Consider the following 17911-nt stretch of genomic DNA (forward strand, 5'->3'; position numbering starts at 1 on the left):
TCGGCGGTCAGCTGGTGCTGCTGTCGTCGGTGGGTGGCACGGCCGGAACCGCTGGTGCGGGAGCCGGGGCTGGCGCGACTGGCGCAGCAGCCGCCGTCGCCGTGGGTGCCGCAGCTTTCTTGGCCTGGCCCAGTTGCCATTTACCGGCAAAGGCCTGCAGGTCGGACAGCCGCTTGAGCAGGTCCTGCCCGCTGAGCGTGAGGCAGTAGCCGTCGCTGCCATGGCTCACGATGCCGGCTTCGCGAAGCTCCTTGATGCGGGTGTTGAGCGTGTTGGGAGTGATGCCGCCCACGCTGTCCTGCAGCAGCCGGAAGGTTTGGGCATGGCCGTCGCGCAGGGCCCAGAGTACGCGCAGCGCATAACGGGCCTCCAGCAGTGCGAGCAACTGGCTGACGGCTGCGTTTTCCTTGGTACTCATCGACATCATCTCCTCGAAGCTGGGCGGGCCAGCGGCCTTGTGGACAGGGCCGATGTCGCGCGCTTTTGTGTTTGGTTATGGACCGCCTTGCTGGCCGGCGACTATAGCGCAAGGATCACGATGCTACTAGTTTTATAGCTGTTGGGGCATGCTGGATGCGGGTTGTGAGACAAAGCTTCACAAATTTGAATAATTTGCCATGGCTTCGCCCAGGCGGATCGCGCGGGTGGGCGACCAGTCCGGGTTGAAGGCCAGCGCGGGCGCCGGGAACAGCATGACGACCGTGGAGCCGAGCAAGAAACGGCCCATCTCGTCGCCCTTGCGGATGTCGATCTGCTGGTCGTTGTAGCTCCACTCGCGCAACTCGCCCACGCGCGGCGGATTGACCACGCCGTGCCACACCGTGGCCATGCTGCCGACGATGGTGGCGCCCACCAGCACCAGCACGAACGGACCGTGCGCGGATTCAAAGACGCACACCACGCGCTCGTTGCGTGCGAACAGGCCGGGCACGCCGCGCGCGGTGGTCGGGTTGACCGAGAACAGGTCGCCCGGCACATGGATCATGCGCACCAGCCGCCCGTCGCAGGGCATGTGGATGCGGTGGTAGTCCTTCGGGCTCAGGTACAGCGTGGCGAAGCTGCCGTGCGCGAACTTCGCGGCCAGCGCGGCGTCCCCGCCGACCAGTGCGGTGGTCGTGTAGTTGTGGCCCTTGGCCTGGAAGATCTGGTCGCCCTGGATGGCGCCGAACTGGCTGATCGCGCCGTCCACCGGGCAGACCAGGTCGGCTTGTGCGAGCGGCCTTGCATCGGGCTTGAGCGCGCGCGTGAAGAACTGGTTGAAGCTCTTGTAGTACGTGATGTCCGACTCGAGCGCCTCGCCCATGTTGACGCTGTACTTGGCCACGAAGCGCCGGATGATCCACGTCGTGACAGCCCCCCGTTCCTTGCCCGCAACCCAGCCGGCGAAATTGGTCAGTGCCTGTTTCGGGAACAGGTATTGGGGCAGTACTGCGGAGCGGTCGGACACGTGGGGAGGGCCTGGAATGCGGATCGGAGGGGCATTCTATAAAGGGCTTCCGGCGTGGGGCGTAGGAAGCTTCCCTTGGTTTGGGCTTGAGGCTCCCGGCTTGCCGGGAGCCAGCGGATCAATCGGCCTTGATCCCCGCCGCCTTGATCACCTGCGCCCACTTCTCCACTTCGGCCTTCTGGAAGGCCGCGATCTGCGCGGTCGACAGATCCGTGGGCTCCATGCCGAAGCCTTTCAGCTTGTCCTGCATGTCGGGCGTCGCAAGGATCTTGCGGATCTCGGTATGCAGCCGGTCGACGACGGGCACAGGCGTTCCCGCGGGCACGAAGATCGCCTGCCACGACACCACCTCGAAATCCTGCAGCCCCGGCACGCCCGACTCGGCCACGGTCGGCACGTCGGGCATCGAGGCCAGGCGCTTGGCCGACGTCACCGCAATGGCGCGCAGCTTGCCGCTCTGGATGTGCGGCCCCGCCACCACCGTGGTGTCGAACATCATGTCCACCTGCCCGCCGATCACGTCCTGGATGGCCGGGCCGCTGCCCTTGTACGGAATGTGCGTGAACTTCACGCCCGACTTGTAGGCCAGCAACTCCAGCGCCAGATGCTGCGAGGTTCCCGTGCCGGCCGAGGCCGACGACAGCCCGCCCGACTTGGCCTTGCTTGCGGCCATCACGTCCTTCAAGGTCTTGTAGGGGCTGGCCTGGTTCACCACCAGCACCACCGGGTTGGTGCCGATCAGTGTGACCGGCGCGAACGACTTGATCGGGTCGTAGCCGATCTTTGGGTACAGGCTCACGTTGATCGCGTGCGAGCTGATCGTGCCGCCGACCAGCGTGAACCCGTCGGGCGCCGCGCGTGCGCCCACTTCCGAGCCCACGCTGCCGCCAGCGCCGCCCTTGTTGTCGATGATCACGGTCGTGCCCAGCACGGTGCCGAGCTTCTGCCCGATCAGCCGGCCCAGCACGTCCGTGGTGCCGCCCGCGGGAAACGGCACGAGGTAAGTGATGGTCTTGCCCGTCGGCCAGTTGTTGCTGCTCTGCGCGAAGGCCGGAAGGCCGGCGGCGAGCGAAGAGGCGAGGGCGGTTCGAATCAGTGTGCGGCGTTGCATGGTCATGGTCTTGTCTCCTTGTTGTTGGGGTGCATGCCTCCTCAGGGCATGTCGACGATCTCGATCCAGTTCGGGTTCTTGCCCACGTCCAGGTGCGTCGGCTTGCCCAGCGCGCCTGTCGCGGTGTCGATGGCGTACAGCGAAATGCCGTTCGACTCCTGCCCGGCGGCAATCAGGTAGCGGCCGCTCGCATCGATCGCGAAGCCGCGCGGCCCTTTCTCGGTCGGCGTGTGGCCCAGCGGCTGCAGTTGCCCGGTCGCCGCATCGACCTTGAACGTCGACAGCGTGCTCGACGTGCGCTCCGACGCGTACAGGAAGCGACCGTCAGGCGTCAGGTGCAGATCGGCCGCCCAAGGCTTGCCCGTGAAGCCCGCCGGCAGCGTGGTCGTGCTCTGTTCGAGCTTCAGCGTGCCGCGCGTCGCATCCCATGCGAACACATGCAGTGCCGCGTCGAGTTCGTCCAGCAGGTAGACATGGCGCTGCGCCTTGTCCCAGACGAAGTGGCGCGGCCCTGCCTTGTCGGCCGTGGTGGTCAGCGGCGGATCGTTGGGCGACAGCAGGCCCTTGTCGGCGTCGAAGCGCCAGCTCGACACGTTGTCGCCGCCGAGGCTGGTGGCGAGCACGAAGCGGTTGGCCGCATCCGCATGAATGGCATGCGCGTTCGGCGCGGTCTGGATCAACTGATGGATCGCGCCGACTGCGCCGTCCTTGCCGATCGCGTTGACCGTGATCTTTCCGCCCTGGTAGGAGGCGGCGAAGAGCCACTTGCCGGTGGCATCGAGGTCGATGTTCGCCATGCTGTCGGCCAGCGGCGCCTCGCCGAGTTTCTGCAGCTTGCCGCTGGCGCCGTCGATCGACAGCGCGGTCACGCGAAACGGCTGCGAGCGCAGCGCGGCGTACAGCACGCGCTTGTCGTGGCTCACCGCCATCGGCATCACCGTGCCGCCGACATTCAGCGTCTGCACCGGCTTGAGCGCGCCCTGCGCGCGGTCGAGCTCGAGCACCGAGATCTCCTGGCTGTCCGCGTTCGACACATAGACCCAGGTCGCGGCCGAGGCCGGGGCGACTGCAGCCAGCCACAGCAGCGATGCGATGGTTGTTTTCATCACGGCGCGGCTCAGGGCTTGATGCCGAGCTTGGTGATCAGCGCCTTGAAGTACTCGTTGTCCTTGGCCAGCGTTTCCTTGAATGCGGCGCCATCGGTGTAGACGTAGCCCAGGTTCTGCTTGTCCATCACTTCGCGCAGCAGCGGCTCCTTGGCCGTCTTCGCGGCGATGTCGCGCAGCTTGGCCATCACGTCCGGTGGCGTGTTCTTCGGCGCGCCGAGGCCGCGCCAGGTGCCGATCGAGATGTCGATGCCGCGCTCCTTGGCGGTCGGCACCTTGTCGAAGGCGGCCAGGCGCTTGTCGGCCATCACCACCAGCATCTTGAGCTTGCCGGCCTGCACATAAGTCGACACCTCCGCCGGACTCACGGCCACCGCTTCGACGTGGCCGCCGAGCAGCGCCAGCACGGCGGGGCCCGCGCCCTGGAACGGGATGTGATTGAACTTGGCGCCGGTCTTGTCTTCCAGCGCCGAGGCCGCCAGGTGCCAGATCGAACCGGTGCCCGAATTGCCCACGCCCATCTCGCCCGGCTTCTTCTTGGCTGCCGCCAGGAATTCCTCGATCGTGTTGTAGGGCGAATCTGCCTTCACCGTGATGGCGGCCGGGTCGGCGTTGAGCTGCGCGATCGGCTGGAAGTCGTCGTAGTTGAACTTGGCCAGGCCCAGGTGCGGCAGCGTCAGCAGCTCGACCGTCAGCACCGCCAGCTTGTAGCCGTCGGGCCGCGAATGGATCACTTCATTCCAGCCGATGGCGCCGCCCGCGCCGGGGCGATTCACGATCACGATGCTCTCGGACATGTGCTTGCGGCTCGCGTCGGCAAAGGCACGGGCCAGCGCGTCGGTGCCGCCTCCGGGCTGGTAGGGCACGATCAGCTCGACCGTGTGGTTCGGGTAGTCGTTGCCGGCGGCTTGCGCGGCGGGCGCTGCAGCACCGAACGCGATGCAGGCCGCGCCCGAGAGGGCCGCGAGCTTGCGCAGGAATTTCGTCGTCATCTGTCTTGTCTCCGTTATGGGTCTTGGGTTGCAGAAAAGAAAAAAGCGATGGAACTCAGGGCATGTACTGCCCGCCGTTCACTTCGATCACTTGCCCCGTGACATAGCCCGAGAGCTGTTCCGAGGCGAGATAAAGAAAGGCGCCCACGCATTCTTCAGGCGTACCGATGCGGCCCATCGGAATGCTGGCGCGGAAGTTCTCCAGCATCGCGGGCGTCGAGAAGCGGTCTTGAAACGGCGTCTGGATCACGCCCGGCGCCACCGCGTTGACGCGGATGCGGTCGCCCACCAGTTCCTTCGCCAGGCCGTGTGTTGCCGTGCTCACGAAGCCTTTCGACCCCGCATACAGGTAGGCGGCCGGCCCGCCGCCGGTTCGCGCCGCAACCGAGGTCACGTTGATGATGTTGCCGCCGCCCTGGGCACGCATCAGCGGCACCACCTCGCGGCAATAGGCAAGCACCGAGCGCGCGTTGATGTGCATCACTTCGTCGAACAGCGCGTCGTCGAACTCGGCGATGGGCACGCGCTTGACCAGGCTGCCCGCGTTGTTGACCAGCACGTCGATGCGGCCGAACTCCGCAATGGTCTGCTTCACGCAGTCGCGGATCGCCGCGGTGTCGCGCACATTGGCCTTGACCGCGAAGGCTGTGCCGCCCGCCGCGTGGATGGTGGCGACCACCTGGTTCGCCGCATCGGCCGAGCTGTTGTAGTGCACCGCTACGCGCATGCCGCGCGCGGCGAACGCAATGGCCACCGCGGCACCGATGCCGGTGCTGGCACCGGTGACAAGCGCGGTCTTGCCCTTGAGGTCGTCCATGATGAGTCGCTCCGTGTGAAGGTGGTTCAGGTGACGGGCGCGGGATTGAAAAGCACCAGCGCGTTGTGCAGCTTCCAGTGCTCCGCCCAGGTTTTCTTGCGGCCGCTGGCGACGTCGAGCATCAGCCGGAACAGCTCCCAGCCCACGTCCTCGATGCTGGCTTCGCCGTCGGCGATGCGGCCCGCGTTCACGTCCATCAGGTCGTGCCAGCGGCGCGCCAGGTCGCTGCGCGTGGCGACCTTGATGACCGGTACTTCGGCCAGCCCGTAGGGCGTGCCGCGGCCGGTGGTGAACACATGCAGGTTGATGCCGGCCGCCAGCTGCAGCGTGCCGCAGATGAAATCGCTGGCCGGCGTGGCGGCGTAGATCAGGCCCTTCTGCGTGGCTTTCTCGCCCGGTGCCAGCACGCCGGTGATGGGCGCCGAGCCCGACTTGACGATGGAACCCATCGCCTTCTCGACGATGTTCGACAGCCCGCCCTTCTTGTTGCCTGGCGTGGTGTTGGCACTGCGGTCGACGCGGCCCTTTTGCAGATAGGCGTCGTACCAAGCCATCTCGCGGATCATGGCCTGCGCCACTTCGGGCGTGGAGGCGCGCGAGGTGAGCTGGTCGATGCCGTCGCGCACCTCGGTCGTTTCCGAGAACATCACGGTGGCGCCGGCGCGCACCAGCAGGTCGGTGCAAAAGCCCACGGCCGGATTGGCGGTGACGCCCGAGAAGGCATCGCTGCCGCCGCACTGCACGCCCACCACCAGTTCGCTGGCGGGTACGGTCTCGCGCCGGCGCGCATCGAGCCGCACCAGGTGGGCTTCGGCCTGCCGCATCACCGAATCGATCATCGACATGAAGCCGATGTGCTCGTCGTCCTGCAGGCAGACCACGTCGAGCGCCGCATCGCCAACGGCCTCGCCGCGCTTGTCGACGATGGGAATGCTGCCCGGCGGCAATAGCCGCTCGGGCTGCAGCTTCTCGCAGCCCAGGCTCACCACCATCACCTCGCCGCCGAAGTTCGGGTTGAGGCTGATGTTGCGCAGCGTGCGGATCGGCACGATGGCGTCGGGCGCGTCGATGGCCACGCCGCAGCCGTAGCTGTGCGCGAGCGCCACCACGTCGTCGACGTTCGGGTACCTGGGCAGCAGCTCGGCCTTGATGCGCTGCACCGCGAAGTCGATCACGCCGGCTACGCATTGCACCGTCTCGGTGATGGCGAGGATGTTGCGCGAGCCCACCGAGCCGTCGGCGTTGCGGTAGCCCTCGAAGGTGTAGCCCTCCAGCGGCGGCAGTGCAGGGGGCTTGACGGTTGCGATGGGCAGGCCGTCCAGCTCGGGTGCGACCGGCATGCGCATGACGCGTTCGTGCACCCAGCTGCCGCGCGGCAAGGCTTCCAGCGCGTAGCCGATCACGACGTCGTAGCGCCGGATCGCCTCGCCTTCGGCCAGGTCGGCCAGCGTCACCTTGTGGCCCTGCGGTACGTTGTCCACCAGCACGAGGCCGTCGGCGAATGTGGCGCCAGCCTTCAGGCCGCCATCGTTCGCGACGATGGCCACGTTGTCATTGGCATGGATGCGGATGTAGAGCGGCGAGGCTCCGGCGGCGGCATTGCTCATCGTGAAGGCCTTTGTTGCTTACAGCACCTTGTGGCCGGTCAGCATCGTGGGCAGCCAAGTGGAGAAGGCCGGCACGTAGGTCACCAGGGTGATGGCGATGAAGATCGCCAGATAGTAGGGCCACGCGGTTTTCGTCGCCTCCCCGATGGATATCTTCCCTATCGCGCACCCGATGAACTGCACCGTGCCTACTGGCGGATGCACCAGCCCCAGCGCGCAGTTCAGCAGCAGCATCATCCCGAACTGCACCGGGCCCACGCCCATCTGGATCGCCAGCGGCAGGAACAGCGGCGTGGTGATCAGGATGTGCGCCGCCATGTCCAGGAAGATGCCCAGGAAAATCTGGATGATGTTGATGTACAGCAGCATCAGCCAGGGGCTCGAAGTCGCGGCCAGCAGCACCGTTTCGATGGCGTCCGGAATCTCCAGGTAGGCCATCTGGTAGCGCAGCATGTTCGACACGCCGATCAGCAGCAGGATCACGCCCGTGGTCTTCGACGCCTTGGCCAGCGACTTGAAGAGCTTTTCGCGCGTCATCGTGCGGTAGGCCACCACGGTGAGCAATAACGAATACGTCACCGCGATGGCCGCCGCCTCGGTGGCTGTTGCCACCCCCTGCATCACGCAGACCAGGATGATCACGATCACCATCAGGCCGGGAATCGCCGCCAGGAAGGTCTTGGACACCATGCCCCAGCCCGGGAAGCGCTCGACCATCGTGCTGCCATCGGTGCGCTTGGGGTAGCCGTACTTGGCCGCTTGCCAATAGGCCGCCACCAGCATGCACACCATGATCCAGAACACCGGAATCAGCCCCGCGAACATCAGGTCGCCGATGGACACGCCCTTGATGATGTGCCCGTCGATGGTGCCCACCGCGGCTTGCGCGGCGAAGGCATAGATGATCATGTTGTGCGAGGTCGGCATCAGCGCGCCGGAGAGCGATGCGTGCGTCGTCACGTTCACCGCATAGGCCGCGCTGTAGCCCTCGCGCTTCATGATCGGGATCATCACGCCGCCCATGGCCGAGGTGTCGGCTACCGGCGAGCCCGAGACACCGCCGAACAGCGTGGACGCCACCACGTTGGCCAGCCCGAGGCCGCCCTTCCAATGGCCGACCAGGCTGCGCGCGAAGGCGACGATCTTGTCCGCGATGCCGCCATGCAGCATCAGCTCGCCCGAGAAGATGAAGAACGGAATGGCCAGGAACGAGAACACGTTCATGCCCGAGACCATCATCTGGATGGCGGTCTCGAACGGCAGGCCTTCGTACGCGAAGGTCGCCAGGCAGCTCAGGCCGATGGCAAAGGCCACCGGCATGCCGAGCAGCAGGAAGAGCACGAAGCTCAGCGACAGCACTGTCAATGCCATGATGGAACGACCTTCTGGCCGGTGAATTGAGCAGCCAGGTGCTCGAGAGAGAAGAGGGTGATCAGCACCCCCGCGAAAAGAACCGGCACGTAGCGCACGGCCTCGGACAGCCCCAGCGTGGGAATCGTCGATTCGCGCGTGGACACGGCCATCTCGGCGCCGCCTGCGAACAGCGCGATGGCGAAGCCGATGGTCAGCACATAGACCAGCGCCTTGCACCAGAACTGCGCCTTGTCCGGCAGGGCCTTGACCAGCGAATCGAGACCGATGTGGCCCGAGTCCCGCACGCCGGCGGAGGCGCCGAACATGGCGACCGAGATCACCAGCAGCAGCGCGACCTGCTCGACGTACGGCGGCGCGTCATTGAAGACGTAGCGCAGCACCACGCCGTAGACGACGACGCCGAGCAGGCCGACAAGGCACACGCACGCGACGTACATCGCCCAGCGCGAGAGGCGTGCGTTCAGATGGGTCAGCAAGTGCATATGGATTTCCTGTCTTGCTCCTTCCCCCTCTGGGGGAAGGCTGGGATGGGGGCCGCGCCCAACGAGCGCCATTCCGCGTTCGAGGCCGCTGTGCCCCCACCCCAGCCCTCCCCCGGAAGGGGAGGGGGCAAGACCGTGGGCCTTATTTGATGTTGACGATTTCCTGCACCAGCGCCTTCTGCTCCGGCGTGGTCGCGAACTTGTCCCACACCGGCTTCTCGACCTCGACAAAGCCCTTGCGGTCGATCTCGGAGGCCGCGACGATCTTGGCGCCGCCCTTGATGACGGCCGCCTTGGCGTCCTTCTCGCGCGGCTCCCACAGCTTCACGTAGTAGGGCACCGAGTCTTTGGCGGCCTTGCGGATCGCGACCTGCTCTTCCTTGGTGAGGGTGTCCCAGATCTTCTTGGAGAACACCAGCACTTCGGGCGTCATGACGTGCATGGTCTCGGAGTAGACCGGTGCGGCCTCGAAGTGCTTGGCCTCTTCGTACGAGGGGTAGTTGTTTTCGGCGGCGTCCACCAGGCCGGTCTTCAGGCCGGTGTAGACCTCGGCGATGGGCATCGGCGTGGGCGATGCGCCAGTGGCGCTCACAAGGCTCACCATCAGGTCGGAAGGTTGCACGCGGATCTTCAGGCCCTTCATGTCGGCCACCGACTTGATCGGCTTCTTGGCGTAGACCGAACGCGCGCCGCTTTCGTACATGCACAGGCCGATGAAGCCGGCCTTCTCGAAGGCGGCCAGCACCTTGTCGCCGGCCGGGCCGTACATCGCCTTGCGGAAATGCTCGATGTCGCGGAACAGGAAAGGCAGCGACGGAATGACCGACTCCGGCACGATGCCGTGGAACGACGCGCTGCTCACGCGCACCATGTCGAGTGCGCCGATCTTGACCTGTTCGACCGTGTCCTTTTCAGAGCCCAGCGAGCTGTCGGCAAAGATCTTGATGTTGTCCTTGCCACCCGTGGCCTTCGACAATTCTTCCCCCATGAACTTCACCGCCTGGTTGGTCGGGAAGTCCTTGGCGTGCACCTCGGCGGAGCGGAAGGTCCGCGCCATGGTGACGTTGCTTGCCGTGAGGGCGATCAGGCCGATCGCGATCAGGCCCGACAGCTTCTTCATTTGTAGTGATTTCATTTTTGATGGCTCCTCGGTGGATGAAAAGAAAACGCAGCGGATGAACAACAGGCTCAGATTCCGAAAGCGGGCTCCGCAATGCCCTGCACGCCGGGCCGCAGCGCGAACACGCCGCCGGCCAGTGGTTGGTCCGACAGGTCGATGCCGCCGGGTCGGATGGAGGTGACGAACAGGGTGTCGAGCCCGGCGCCGCCGAAGGCGCACATCGCGGGCTTCTTCACCGGCACTTCGAGCGAGCAGTCGAGCCGGCCGTCGGGCGTGAAGCGGTGCACCAGGCCGGCGTCGTTGCCGCAGATCCAGTAGCAGCCGTCGACGTCCATCGCGGCGCCGTCAGGGCGGCCGGGCAGGGGCTTCATGTCGACGAACAGGCGGCGGTTGCTAGGGGTGCCGCTGTCGGTGTCGTAGTCGAAGGCCCAGACGGCCTGCACGCTCGGGTGCGAATCCGAGAGGTACATCGTGCGGCCGTCGGGGCTGAAGGCCAGGCCGTTGGGTACGATGAAATCATCGAGGCGCAGGGCGGCGTGCTTGTCTCCCTTGCCGTAGCTGTAGAGGCGACCGACGCGTGCGCCCGCCGCCATGTCGAGCAGCATCGTGCCGGCCCAGAAGCGGCCTTGCCGGTCGCAGCGGCCATCGTTGAAGCGCATGGCCGCTGCCGCGTGTTCGACGGGTGCCAGCGAAGTGGCGGCCAGCGTGCCGTCGGCTTGCGGCTTCAGCGAGAAGAGGCCGCTTTCCATGCCGGCGATCCATTCGCCGGGCACGTCGGCGCGCGGCGCGATGCAGGCGATCATTTCGTTCGCCGTCCACTGCGCACGGCCTTCGCCCGCGTGCCAGCGGTTCAGCGTGCGCGCTGGAATGTCGACCCAGTAGAGCGCCTGCTCGCCCGCATGCCACACCGGGCTTTCGCCGGTGCCATTGCGCGCGTCGAGAACGAGTTCAGCGCTCATCGCCGAACGGGCCTTGGGCCGTGAAGGCGCCGCCCTGGTAGATCGCATTCGGATCGGTCGGCGCGACGGGCGGCTGTGCCTCGACCTTGTCGCGGAACACCTCGGAGCCGTCTTGCGGCACGAAGCCCAGATGGGCGGCCGCGCTGTTGTCCCACCACACGTCGCGGTTGTTCGACATGCCGTAGACGATCGTGTGCTTCACATCGGGCGTGAACAGCGATTTCTCGATCAGCGTCGTCAGGTCGCGGTAGCTGAGCCAGGTGCTCATCATCCGGCGGTTGAGCGGCTCGGGGAACGAGGAGCCGATGCGGATGCTCACGGTCTCGATGCCCCAGCGGTCGAAGTAGAACTGCGCCACGTCTTCGCCGAAAGACTTCGACAGGCCGTAGTAGCCGTCGGGCCGGCGCGCCGCGTGCGCGTCGATGGGCTCGCTCTGCTTGTAGAAGCCGATCACGTGGTTCGAGCTGGCGAACACCACGCGCTTGACGCCGTGGCGGCGCGCGGCTTCGTAGATGTGGAACACGCCCTTGATGTTGGCTTCGAGAATTTCCTCGAACGGCCGCTCGACCGAGACGCCGCCCAGGTGCACGATGGCGTCGCAGCCATTCACCAGCGCATCGACCGCCGCCTTGTCCGACAGGTCGCAGGGCATGACCTCTTCGTGCGCATCGGTGGCCGGGGGCAGCGAGGCGATGTCCGACAGCCGCAGCACCTCGGCATAGGGCTTGAGCCGTTCGCGCAACACTTTGCCCAGGCCACCGGCCGCGCCGGTCAGCAGCAGGCGATGAAGTTTGTTCTTGTCTTGCATCGTTCTTGTCCGTTCACAGCTTGGTGATGCGCTCGGGCAGGTCGCGGCCGTGGTACTTCTTGTAGATGGCGTTGAGCTTGCCGTTCTTCTGGTTGGTCACGACCCAGTTGTTGACCCATTCCTTGAGCTTGGGCTGCTCCTTGTTCAGTGCGATGCCCAGGTCGAAATCTTTCTGCGCGAACTTCAGCTCCAGGTTCTTGGTGGGCGCCTGCTTGACCATCTCGCTCAGGTTCGACGGCGTGCTGGAGAACAGGTCGATCTGGCCGGTGACCATCGAGGTGATGAGCGTGGCGTCGTCTTCGTAGCGCACGATCTCGGCACCCTTGGCCTGCTGCGTGGTGAGCGTGTCGTTCACCGTGGCGCGCGTCAGGCCGATGCGCTTGCCGTTCAGGTCGGCGTAGTCGGTGACCTTGATGCTCTTGGGGCCGCCCACGATGATGCTGATGACGGCGTAGGGCGTCGAGAAGTCGACCACCTTCTCGCGCTCGGGCGTGATCGAGAGGTCGGCAATCACGAGATCGGCGCGCTGGGCCTGCAGCGTGGGCACGCGCGCGGCGTTGGTGATCGACACGATCTCCAGCTTCACGCCCAGGTCTTTCGCGAGCTGCGTGGCGGTGTCCACGTCGGAGCCGGTGGGCTGCAGGTTGGCATCGGCAAAGCTGAACAGCGGCGTGCCCATGGCGATGGCCACGCGCACCTTGCCGGCCTTCTTGATGTCGTCGAGCTGGTCGGCCATGGCGGCCTGCGCGACACCGGCCACGAGGGCCAGCGCAATGCACGTGCGGGTGAAGGTGGTGCCGAGTTTCATGAATATCTCCTGGTGTTTCTGGTATGGGAGTGAATGAAATGCCCGGGCTGCCTGCTTACAGCCCGTTGTTCAGGAAGGTGCGCAGCTCCTGCGTCTTGGGCGCGTCGAGCATGTCGCCGGGGCCGGTCTCCCAGACGGTGCCCTGGTGCATGTAGATGATCCGGTCGGCCAGGCGCTTGGCGAAGGCCATCTCGTGCGTGACGAGCAGCATGGTCATGCCGCCGGCCGCAAGGTCTTCCATCACGCGCAGCACTTCGCCGGTGAGTTGCGGGTCGAGCGCGGAGGTGACCTCGTCGAACAGCATGACCTTGGGCGACATCGCGAGCGAGCGCGCGATGGCCACGCGCTGCTGCTGGCCGCCGGAGAGTTGTTCGGGGTAGGCGCCGGCCTTTTCCTTCAGGCCCACCTGGTCGAGCACGCGCAGGGCGACGTCGTGCGCTTCGCCGCGCGACTGCTTCTTCACGTGGCGCAGCGCCAGCATGATGTTTTCCTGCACCGTGAGGTGAGGGAACAGGTTGTAGCTCTGGAACACGATGCCCACTTCGAGCCGCAGCTTCTTCAGGTCGACGTTCGGGCTGTCGACGCGGATGCCGCAGACCTCGATGGTGCCCTTGTCGATCACTTCGAGCCGGTCGATGCAGCGCAGCGCCGTGCTCTTGCCCGAGCCGCTGGCGCCGATGATTGCGATCATCTCGCCCTTGGCGACCTCGAACGAAACGCCCTTCAAGACCTGGTTTGAACCGAAGCTCTTGTAGACGTGGTCCAGCTTAACGATTGGCGACATTGAGTTTCTTCTCCATCGCTTCGCTCCAGCGCGACAGCGGATAGCACAGGGCGAAATAGAAAGCGCCGACCAGGAAGAAAACCAGGAAGGGCTGGAAGATGGTGTTGTTGATGATCTGGCCGGCGCGCGTGAGCTCGACGAAGCCGATCACCGAGGCCAGCGAAGTCATCTTGATGATCTGCACCAGGAAGCCGACCGTGGGCGGCAGCGACAGGCGCACCGCCTGCGGAATGATCACGAGGCGCAGCGTCTGCCAGCGCGAGAGGGCCAGGCATTCGGAGGCTTCCCACTGCGGCTTGGGCATGGCTTCGATGCAGCCGCGCCAGATGTCGCCGAGGTAGGCGCTCACGTAAATCATCATCGCCAGGCCGGCCGCCACCAGCGAGGGCAGCGAGAGCCCGTACACCGACAGGCCGAAGTACACGATGAACAGCAGGATCAGCAGCGGAATGCCCTGGATGCATTCGATGTAGACCACCGCGAACCAGCGCAGCCAGCCGCGCGGCGAGATGCGCGCGAGCATCAGGCCGAAGCCGCCGACAGCACCGAGCGCGAAGGCGATGGCCGAGAGCACCAGCGTCCAGCCGATAGCCTGCACCAGGTAAATCAGGTGCGTGAAGGTGAAATGGCCGAGGCTCATGCAGCGCCTCCGTGGATGGCGACGGCTGCTGCTGGCGCTGCCGGCTGTGCCTTGCCGGCCTGCGCGGCGGCGCGGCGCACCACGCGGCGGCGGCGGAACAGGTACTCGCCCAGCGCCCAGGTCACGAGCTTGATGAAGAGCGACAGCACGAGGTACAGCGCCGCGACCACGATGTAGGTCTCCAGCGAGCGGAAGGTGTCCGACTGCACGGTGTTCGCAATGGCCGTGAGTTCTTCGGCCGAGATCTGCGAAGCCATGGCCGAGGCTTGCATCATCAGCAGGAACTGGCTCGTGAGGGCGGGGTACACCTTCTCGATCGACGGCTGCAGCATCACGTGCCAGCCGATGCGCCACTTCGAAAGACCCAGGCATTCGGCCGCCTCGATCTGCCCGCGCGGCACCGCCTCAAGTCCGGCGCGGATGATCTCCGCGGCATAGGCCGCGATGTTGATCACCATCGCCAGCACGGCGGTCGCGAAGGTCGGCATGCGCACGCCGAAACTGGCCAAGCCGAAGTACAGGAGGAAGATCTGCACCAGGAAAGGCGTGTTGCGCACGATCTCGATGTAGATGGTGCAGGCACGCGAGAGCGGCTTGATCTTGCTGCGCTTGGCAAAGGCGACCAGCGTGCCGATGCAAACGCCAACCACAACCGCAAGCGCGGTCATCTTGAGCGTCAGCCAGGCGCCGTTGATGAAAACGGGCCAGTACGATGCCAGCGGAGCGAAGTCGAGCGAATACTTCATGTGAATGCCGTAGAGACCGCAAAAGCCCCGACGAGGCGTGCGAAACGGCTTCGAAAGAGGTCAGAGTGATAAGTTATCGGTTGTCGTACAACTAATTGGAGATTATCATCGTGGCCATGGTTCAGTCGACTGCGGGTAATCCCTTGATGTCAGATGAAGCGGCAGAAACGGCCGCTTCCGCCGCTCCGGCGGCGGCCGGCGCCGCCTTCGTGGGGCGCCCGCGCCCGCGTGCGCGCGGCCTGGCGCACGGGCTGGTGGACGACCTGGGCGAGAAGATCCGCAGCCAGTCGCTGCGCCCCGGCGACAAGCTGCCGACCGAGTCGGCCATCATGCAAGCCTATGGCGTGAGCCGCACCGTGGTGCGCGAGGCGCTGTCGAAGCTGCAGGCCGGCGGGCTGGTCGAGACGCTGCACGGCGTGGGCACCTTCGTGCTGCAGCCGCGGCCGGGCGGGGTGTTTCGCCTCGATCCGGGTGAAATCGCTGCTTCGGTCGATGTATTGGCGGTGCTGGAGCTGCGCATCAGCCTGGAGACCGAGTCGGCCGGGCTCGCCGCCAGCCGGCGCACCGACGAGCAGTTGGTGGCCATGCGCCAGGCGCTCGACGACTTCGAGCACAACGTGACGGTGGCCGGCGACACGGTGGCGCCCGACTTCCGCTTTCACCTGCAGATCGCCCAGTCGACCGGCAACCCGTACTTCGCGGACATCATGCGGCACCTGGGCACCACGATCATTCCGCGCACGCGCATCAGTGCCATTCGCACCCACGAGGGCGGTGGCGCGCCGTACCTGAGCCGCGTCAACCGCGAGCACGAAGAGATCTATGCGGCCATTGCGCGCCGCGACCCCGAGTCAGCCCGTGCCGCCATGCGCATCCACCTGACCAACAGCCGCGAACGGCTGCGCATGGCACAGGAGGCTGCGCAGCAAAAGGCGAAGGCCGAAGCTTCCGTGGGCATGCCTGCAGCAGCAGGCACTGCTTCGTCCGACAACTCCCCCTCCCGCTGAGTTTTTTGTCCAGGCATGCTGGACAACTTGTCTCTCTAGTTGTACGATGACTGATCTCTTGTCCGGACATCCGGGCGAAGCCATGAGGCAGATCGAACAACAGGAGGCAGCAAGCATGACCATCAACCGACGCGGCGCACTCGGCGCCGCACTGGCCACGACGCTGGCCGCAACCTTGCCCGTGCGTGCATTCGCGCAGGGCAGCGGCGGCACTTGGCCGTTCAAGCCGCTCAGGCTCATCGTTCCGTACCCGCCGGGCGGATCGTCCGACATCATTGCGCGCTCCATCAGCCAGCCCTTGTCGGAGGCGCTGGGCCAGTCGGTGATCATCGACAACCGCGCCGGCGCCAACGGCAACCTCGGCGCCGACCTGCTGGCCAAGGCGCCGGCCGACGGCTACACCGTCATGCTGTGCGACCTCGGCGCGCTGGCCATCAGCCCGTCGCTGTACCCGAAGCTGCCTTTCGATCCGTCGAAGGACCTGCGCAGCGTGGCCATGCTGGCCTACTCGCCGCACCTGCTGGTGGTGCACCCCTCGGTGCAGGCGAGCACGCTCAAGGAACTCGTCGACCTGTCGAAGAAGAGCGATCTGAACTTTGCCGTCACGGCCAGCGGCAGCACCGCGCACCTCGCCGGCATCGAGCTGCAGCGCAAGGTCGGCGCCAAGTGGGAATACGTGCCCTACAAGGGCGGCGTGCAGGCCGTGCTCGACACCGTCTCGGGCCAGACGCAGGTGCTCATGAACGGCATGCTCGCGACCTACCCGCAGGTGCAGGCCGGCAAGCTCAAGCTGATCGCCGTGTCCAAGGCCACGCGCATGCCGCTGATCGGCAACGTGCCGACCATCGCAGAGCAAGGCGTGCCCGGCTACGAGTCGGGCACCTGGCAGGGCGTGGTCGCGGCGCGCGGCACACCCGACGCGGTGATTGCGCGGCTCAACCGCGAGCTGACCCGCATCATCCGCACGCCCGACATCCGGGCCCGCCTCGCGGGGCAGGGCGCCGAAGTCGTGACCATGACCGCGCCCGAGCAGGACCAGTTCTTCGCCAAGGAGCGCGCGCGCTGGGCGCAAGTCATCAAAGAGGCCAACGTCAGGCTCGACTGACCGGCCGCCAACCCTTTCTTCCTTTCCTAATCTTCACTGGACTCTTCCCGATGAACCCGCAAGAACTCAAGACCATCATGGGCTCCGGCCTGCTCTCGTTTCCGCTGACCGACTTCGACAGCAACGGCGACTTCAACAAGAAGGGCTACCAGCAGCGGCTCGAATGGCTCGCTCCCTATGGTGCAAGTGCGCTGTTCGCGGCTGGCGGCACGGGCGAGTTCTTCTCGCTGACCGGCGAGGAGTACCCCGGCATCATCCAGACGGCGGTCGACACCTGCCGGGGCGTGGTGCCGATCATTGCCGGCGCCGGTGGCCCGACGCGCTTTGCCATCCAGTGCGCGCAAGCGGCGGAAAAGGCCGGCGCGCACGGCATCCTGCTGCTGCCGCACTACCTCACCGAAGCCGGCCAGGAAGGCCTTGCTGCGCATGTCGAGGCTGTGTGCAAGAGCGTGAAGTTCGGCGTGATCGTCTACAACCGCGCATCGAGTCGCCTCAAGCCCGACACGCTCGCCGGCCTGGCCGAGCGCAACCCGAACCTCGTCGGCTTCAAGGACGGCGTGGGCGACATCGAAGCCATGGTCGCGATCTACCAGCGCATGGGCGAGCGATTCGCCTACCTGGGCGGCCTGCCCACGGCCGAGGTCTATGCCGCGGCCTACAAGGCCATGGGCACGCCGGTGTATTCGTCGGCTGTCTTCAACTTCATCCCTAAGACGGCGATGGATTTCTATCACGCGGTCGCCAACGACGACCTGCCCACGCAGCACCGCCTGCTGAAGAACTTCTTCATGCCTTACCTCGAACTGCGCAACCGCGTGCCCGGCTATGCCGTGAGCATCGTCAAGGCGGGCGCGAAGATCGTCGGCCACGACGCCGGCCCGGTGCGCGCACCGCTGACCGACCTGAAGCCCGCCGAGATGGAACAGCTCAAGGCGCTGATCGACGCACTGGGCCCACAGTAAGCGCGCTTGCGCCACCACAACAAAAACGACGGAGAC

General features: G+C 65.8%; 19 protein-coding genes. 3 read left to right on the forward strand and 16 right to left on the reverse strand.

The features are described from left to right. Positions 1–7: 7 nt before the first annotated feature. From H7F35_RS22605 to H7F35_RS22680, 16 genes are all read right to left on the reverse strand, one after another. Positions 8–418: a winged helix-turn-helix transcriptional regulator gene (locus tag H7F35_RS22605; protein WP_187108812.1), complete on the reverse strand. Its 411-nt coding sequence runs from the start codon at positions 416–418 to the stop codon at positions 8–10. Between the two features lie 177 nt (positions 419–595). Further along, the gene (gene asd, locus H7F35_RS22610) at positions 596–1447 is read right to left on the reverse strand and encodes an archaetidylserine decarboxylase (protein WP_187108813.1); all 852 of its coding nucleotides are present in this window, start codon (positions 1445–1447) and stop codon (positions 596–598) included. 118 nt (positions 1448–1565) lie between these two features. Beyond that, on the reverse strand, positions 1566–2558 hold the full coding sequence (locus H7F35_RS22615; RefSeq protein WP_187114377.1) for a Bug family tripartite tricarboxylate transporter substrate binding protein: 993 nt from the start codon (positions 2556–2558) through the stop codon (positions 1566–1568). Between the two features lie 41 nt (positions 2559–2599). Further along, positions 2600–3664 (reverse strand): lactonase family protein, encoded by a 1065-nt coding sequence (locus H7F35_RS22620; protein WP_187108814.1) that lies wholly within the window; start codon positions 3662–3664, stop codon positions 2600–2602. 11 nt (positions 3665–3675) lie between these two features. Further along, the gene (locus H7F35_RS22625) at positions 3676–4656 is read right to left on the reverse strand and encodes a tripartite tricarboxylate transporter substrate binding protein (protein ID WP_187108815.1); all 981 of its coding nucleotides are present in this window, start codon (positions 4654–4656) and stop codon (positions 3676–3678) included. A gap of 55 nt (positions 4657–4711) precedes the next feature. Then, positions 4712–5473: an SDR family NAD(P)-dependent oxidoreductase gene (locus H7F35_RS22630; protein WP_187108816.1), complete on the reverse strand. Its 762-nt coding sequence runs from the start codon at positions 5471–5473 to the stop codon at positions 4712–4714. A gap of 26 nt (positions 5474–5499) precedes the next feature. Further along, entirely contained in the window at positions 5500–7080 is a 1581-nt protein-coding gene (gene garD / locus H7F35_RS22635) for a galactarate dehydratase (protein WP_187108817.1), read from the reverse strand. A gap of 18 nt (positions 7081–7098) precedes the next feature. Beyond that, positions 7099–8451: a TRAP transporter large permease gene (locus tag H7F35_RS22640; protein WP_187108818.1), complete on the reverse strand. Its 1353-nt coding sequence runs from the start codon at positions 8449–8451 to the stop codon at positions 7099–7101. Beyond that, complete coding sequence (locus H7F35_RS22645) at positions 8442–8936, reverse strand: TRAP transporter small permease (protein ID WP_187108819.1); 495 nt, start codon at positions 8934–8936, stop codon at positions 8442–8444. The genes H7F35_RS22640 and H7F35_RS22645 overlap by 10 nt, the downstream gene beginning before the upstream one ends. A 142-nt stretch (positions 8937–9078) precedes the next feature. After that, positions 9079–10071, reverse strand: a complete 993-nt coding sequence (locus H7F35_RS22650) for a TRAP transporter substrate-binding protein (protein WP_187108820.1) — start codon at positions 10069–10071, stop codon at positions 9079–9081. A gap of 53 nt (positions 10072–10124) precedes the next feature. Then, the gene (locus H7F35_RS22655; protein ID WP_187108821.1) at positions 10125–11015 is read right to left on the reverse strand and encodes an SMP-30/gluconolactonase/LRE family protein; all 891 of its coding nucleotides are present in this window, start codon (positions 11013–11015) and stop codon (positions 10125–10127) included. Beyond that, positions 11005–11823: an NAD-dependent epimerase/dehydratase family protein gene (locus H7F35_RS22660; RefSeq protein WP_187108822.1), complete on the reverse strand. Its 819-nt coding sequence runs from the start codon at positions 11821–11823 to the stop codon at positions 11005–11007. The genes H7F35_RS22655 and H7F35_RS22660 overlap by 11 nt, the downstream gene beginning before the upstream one ends. 13 nt (positions 11824–11836) lie before the next feature. Then, entirely contained in the window at positions 11837–12631 is a 795-nt protein-coding gene (locus tag H7F35_RS22665) for a transporter substrate-binding domain-containing protein (protein WP_187108823.1), read from the reverse strand. Between the two features lie 55 nt (positions 12632–12686). Then, the gene (locus H7F35_RS22670) at positions 12687–13415 is read right to left on the reverse strand and encodes an amino acid ABC transporter ATP-binding protein (protein WP_187108824.1); all 729 of its coding nucleotides are present in this window, start codon (positions 13413–13415) and stop codon (positions 12687–12689) included. Next, positions 13399–14055, reverse strand: a complete 657-nt coding sequence (locus tag H7F35_RS22675; protein ID WP_187108825.1) for an amino acid ABC transporter permease — start codon at positions 14053–14055, stop codon at positions 13399–13401. Before H7F35_RS22675 ends, H7F35_RS22670 begins: the two co-directional genes overlap by 17 nt. Continuing rightward, complete coding sequence (locus H7F35_RS22680; protein WP_187108826.1) at positions 14052–14801, reverse strand: amino acid ABC transporter permease; 750 nt, start codon at positions 14799–14801, stop codon at positions 14052–14054. Before H7F35_RS22680 ends, H7F35_RS22675 begins: the two co-directional genes overlap by 4 nt. Before the next feature lie 116 nt (positions 14802–14917). Here H7F35_RS22680 and H7F35_RS22685 point away from each other — a divergent pair, with 116 nt between their 5' ends. The 3 genes from H7F35_RS22685 (at position 14918) to kdgD (ending at position 17875) form a co-directional block, all read left to right on the forward strand. Further along, positions 14918–15808 (forward strand): FadR/GntR family transcriptional regulator, encoded by an 891-nt coding sequence (locus H7F35_RS22685; RefSeq protein ID WP_187108827.1) that lies wholly within the window; start codon positions 14918–14920, stop codon positions 15806–15808. 115 nt (positions 15809–15923) lie between these two features. Then, a complete protein-coding gene (locus tag H7F35_RS22690) occupies positions 15924–16913 on the forward strand; it encodes a Bug family tripartite tricarboxylate transporter substrate binding protein (RefSeq protein ID WP_187108828.1) in 990 nt (329 codons plus the stop codon). A gap of 50 nt (positions 16914–16963) precedes the next feature. Further along, the gene (gene kdgD / locus H7F35_RS22695; RefSeq protein WP_187108829.1) at positions 16964–17875 is read left to right on the forward strand and encodes a 5-dehydro-4-deoxyglucarate dehydratase; all 912 of its coding nucleotides are present in this window, start codon (positions 16964–16966) and stop codon (positions 17873–17875) included. The last annotated feature ends 36 nt before the right edge of the window (positions 17876–17911 follow it).

This window comes from Variovorax sp. PAMC26660, from assembly GCF_014302995.1.
Taxonomy (GTDB): Bacteria; Pseudomonadota; Gammaproteobacteria; order Burkholderiales; family Burkholderiaceae_C; genus Variovorax.

Excerpts from the sequence above, each read along its gene's own strand:
- H7F35_RS22615 (WP_187114377.1), bottom strand. The coding sequence starts at position 2,558 with ATGCAACGCCGCACACTGATTCGAACCGCCCTCGCCTCTTCGCTCGCC.
- H7F35_RS22630 (WP_187108816.1), bottom strand. The coding sequence starts at position 5,473 with ATGGACGACCTCAAGGGCAAGACCGCGCTTGTCACCGGTGCCAGCACC.
- H7F35_RS22680 (WP_187108826.1), bottom strand. The coding sequence starts at position 14,801 with ATGAAGTATTCGCTCGACTTCGCTCCGCTGGCATCGTACTGGCCCGTT.
- H7F35_RS22690 (WP_187108828.1), top strand. The coding sequence starts at position 15,924 with ATGACCATCAACCGACGCGGCGCACTCGGCGCCGCACTGGCCACGACG.
- H7F35_RS22605 (WP_187108812.1), bottom strand. The coding sequence starts at position 418 with ATGAGTACCAAGGAAAACGCAGCCGTCAGCCAGTTGCTCGCACTGCTG.
- H7F35_RS22645 (WP_187108819.1), bottom strand. The coding sequence starts at position 8,936 with ATGCACTTGCTGACCCATCTGAACGCACGCCTCTCGCGCTGGGCGATG.
- H7F35_RS22685 (WP_187108827.1), top strand. The coding sequence starts at position 14,918 with ATGGTTCAGTCGACTGCGGGTAATCCCTTGATGTCAGATGAAGCGGCA.
- garD (WP_187108817.1), bottom strand. The coding sequence starts at position 7,080 with ATGAGCAATGCCGCCGCCGGAGCCTCGCCGCTCTACATCCGCATCCAT.
- kdgD (WP_187108829.1), top strand. The coding sequence starts at position 16,964 with ATGAACCCGCAAGAACTCAAGACCATCATGGGCTCCGGCCTGCTCTCG.
- H7F35_RS22675 (WP_187108825.1), bottom strand. The coding sequence starts at position 14,055 with ATGAGCCTCGGCCATTTCACCTTCACGCACCTGATTTACCTGGTGCAG.
- H7F35_RS22625 (WP_187108815.1), bottom strand. The coding sequence starts at position 4,656 with ATGACGACGAAATTCCTGCGCAAGCTCGCGGCCCTCTCGGGCGCGGCC.
- H7F35_RS22665 (WP_187108823.1), bottom strand. The coding sequence starts at position 12,631 with ATGAAACTCGGCACCACCTTCACCCGCACGTGCATTGCGCTGGCCCTC.
- H7F35_RS22620 (WP_187108814.1), bottom strand. The coding sequence starts at position 3,664 with ATGAAAACAACCATCGCATCGCTGCTGTGGCTGGCTGCAGTCGCCCCG.
- H7F35_RS22640 (WP_187108818.1), bottom strand. The coding sequence starts at position 8,451 with ATGGCATTGACAGTGCTGTCGCTGAGCTTCGTGCTCTTCCTGCTGCTC.
- H7F35_RS22650 (WP_187108820.1), bottom strand. The coding sequence starts at position 10,071 with ATGAAATCACTACAAATGAAGAAGCTGTCGGGCCTGATCGCGATCGGC.
- H7F35_RS22670 (WP_187108824.1), bottom strand. The coding sequence starts at position 13,415 with ATGTCGCCAATCGTTAAGCTGGACCACGTCTACAAGAGCTTCGGTTCA.
- H7F35_RS22655 (WP_187108821.1), bottom strand. The coding sequence starts at position 11,015 with ATGAGCGCTGAACTCGTTCTCGACGCGCGCAATGGCACCGGCGAAAGC.
- H7F35_RS22660 (WP_187108822.1), bottom strand. The coding sequence starts at position 11,823 with ATGCAAGACAAGAACAAACTTCATCGCCTGCTGCTGACCGGCGCGGCC.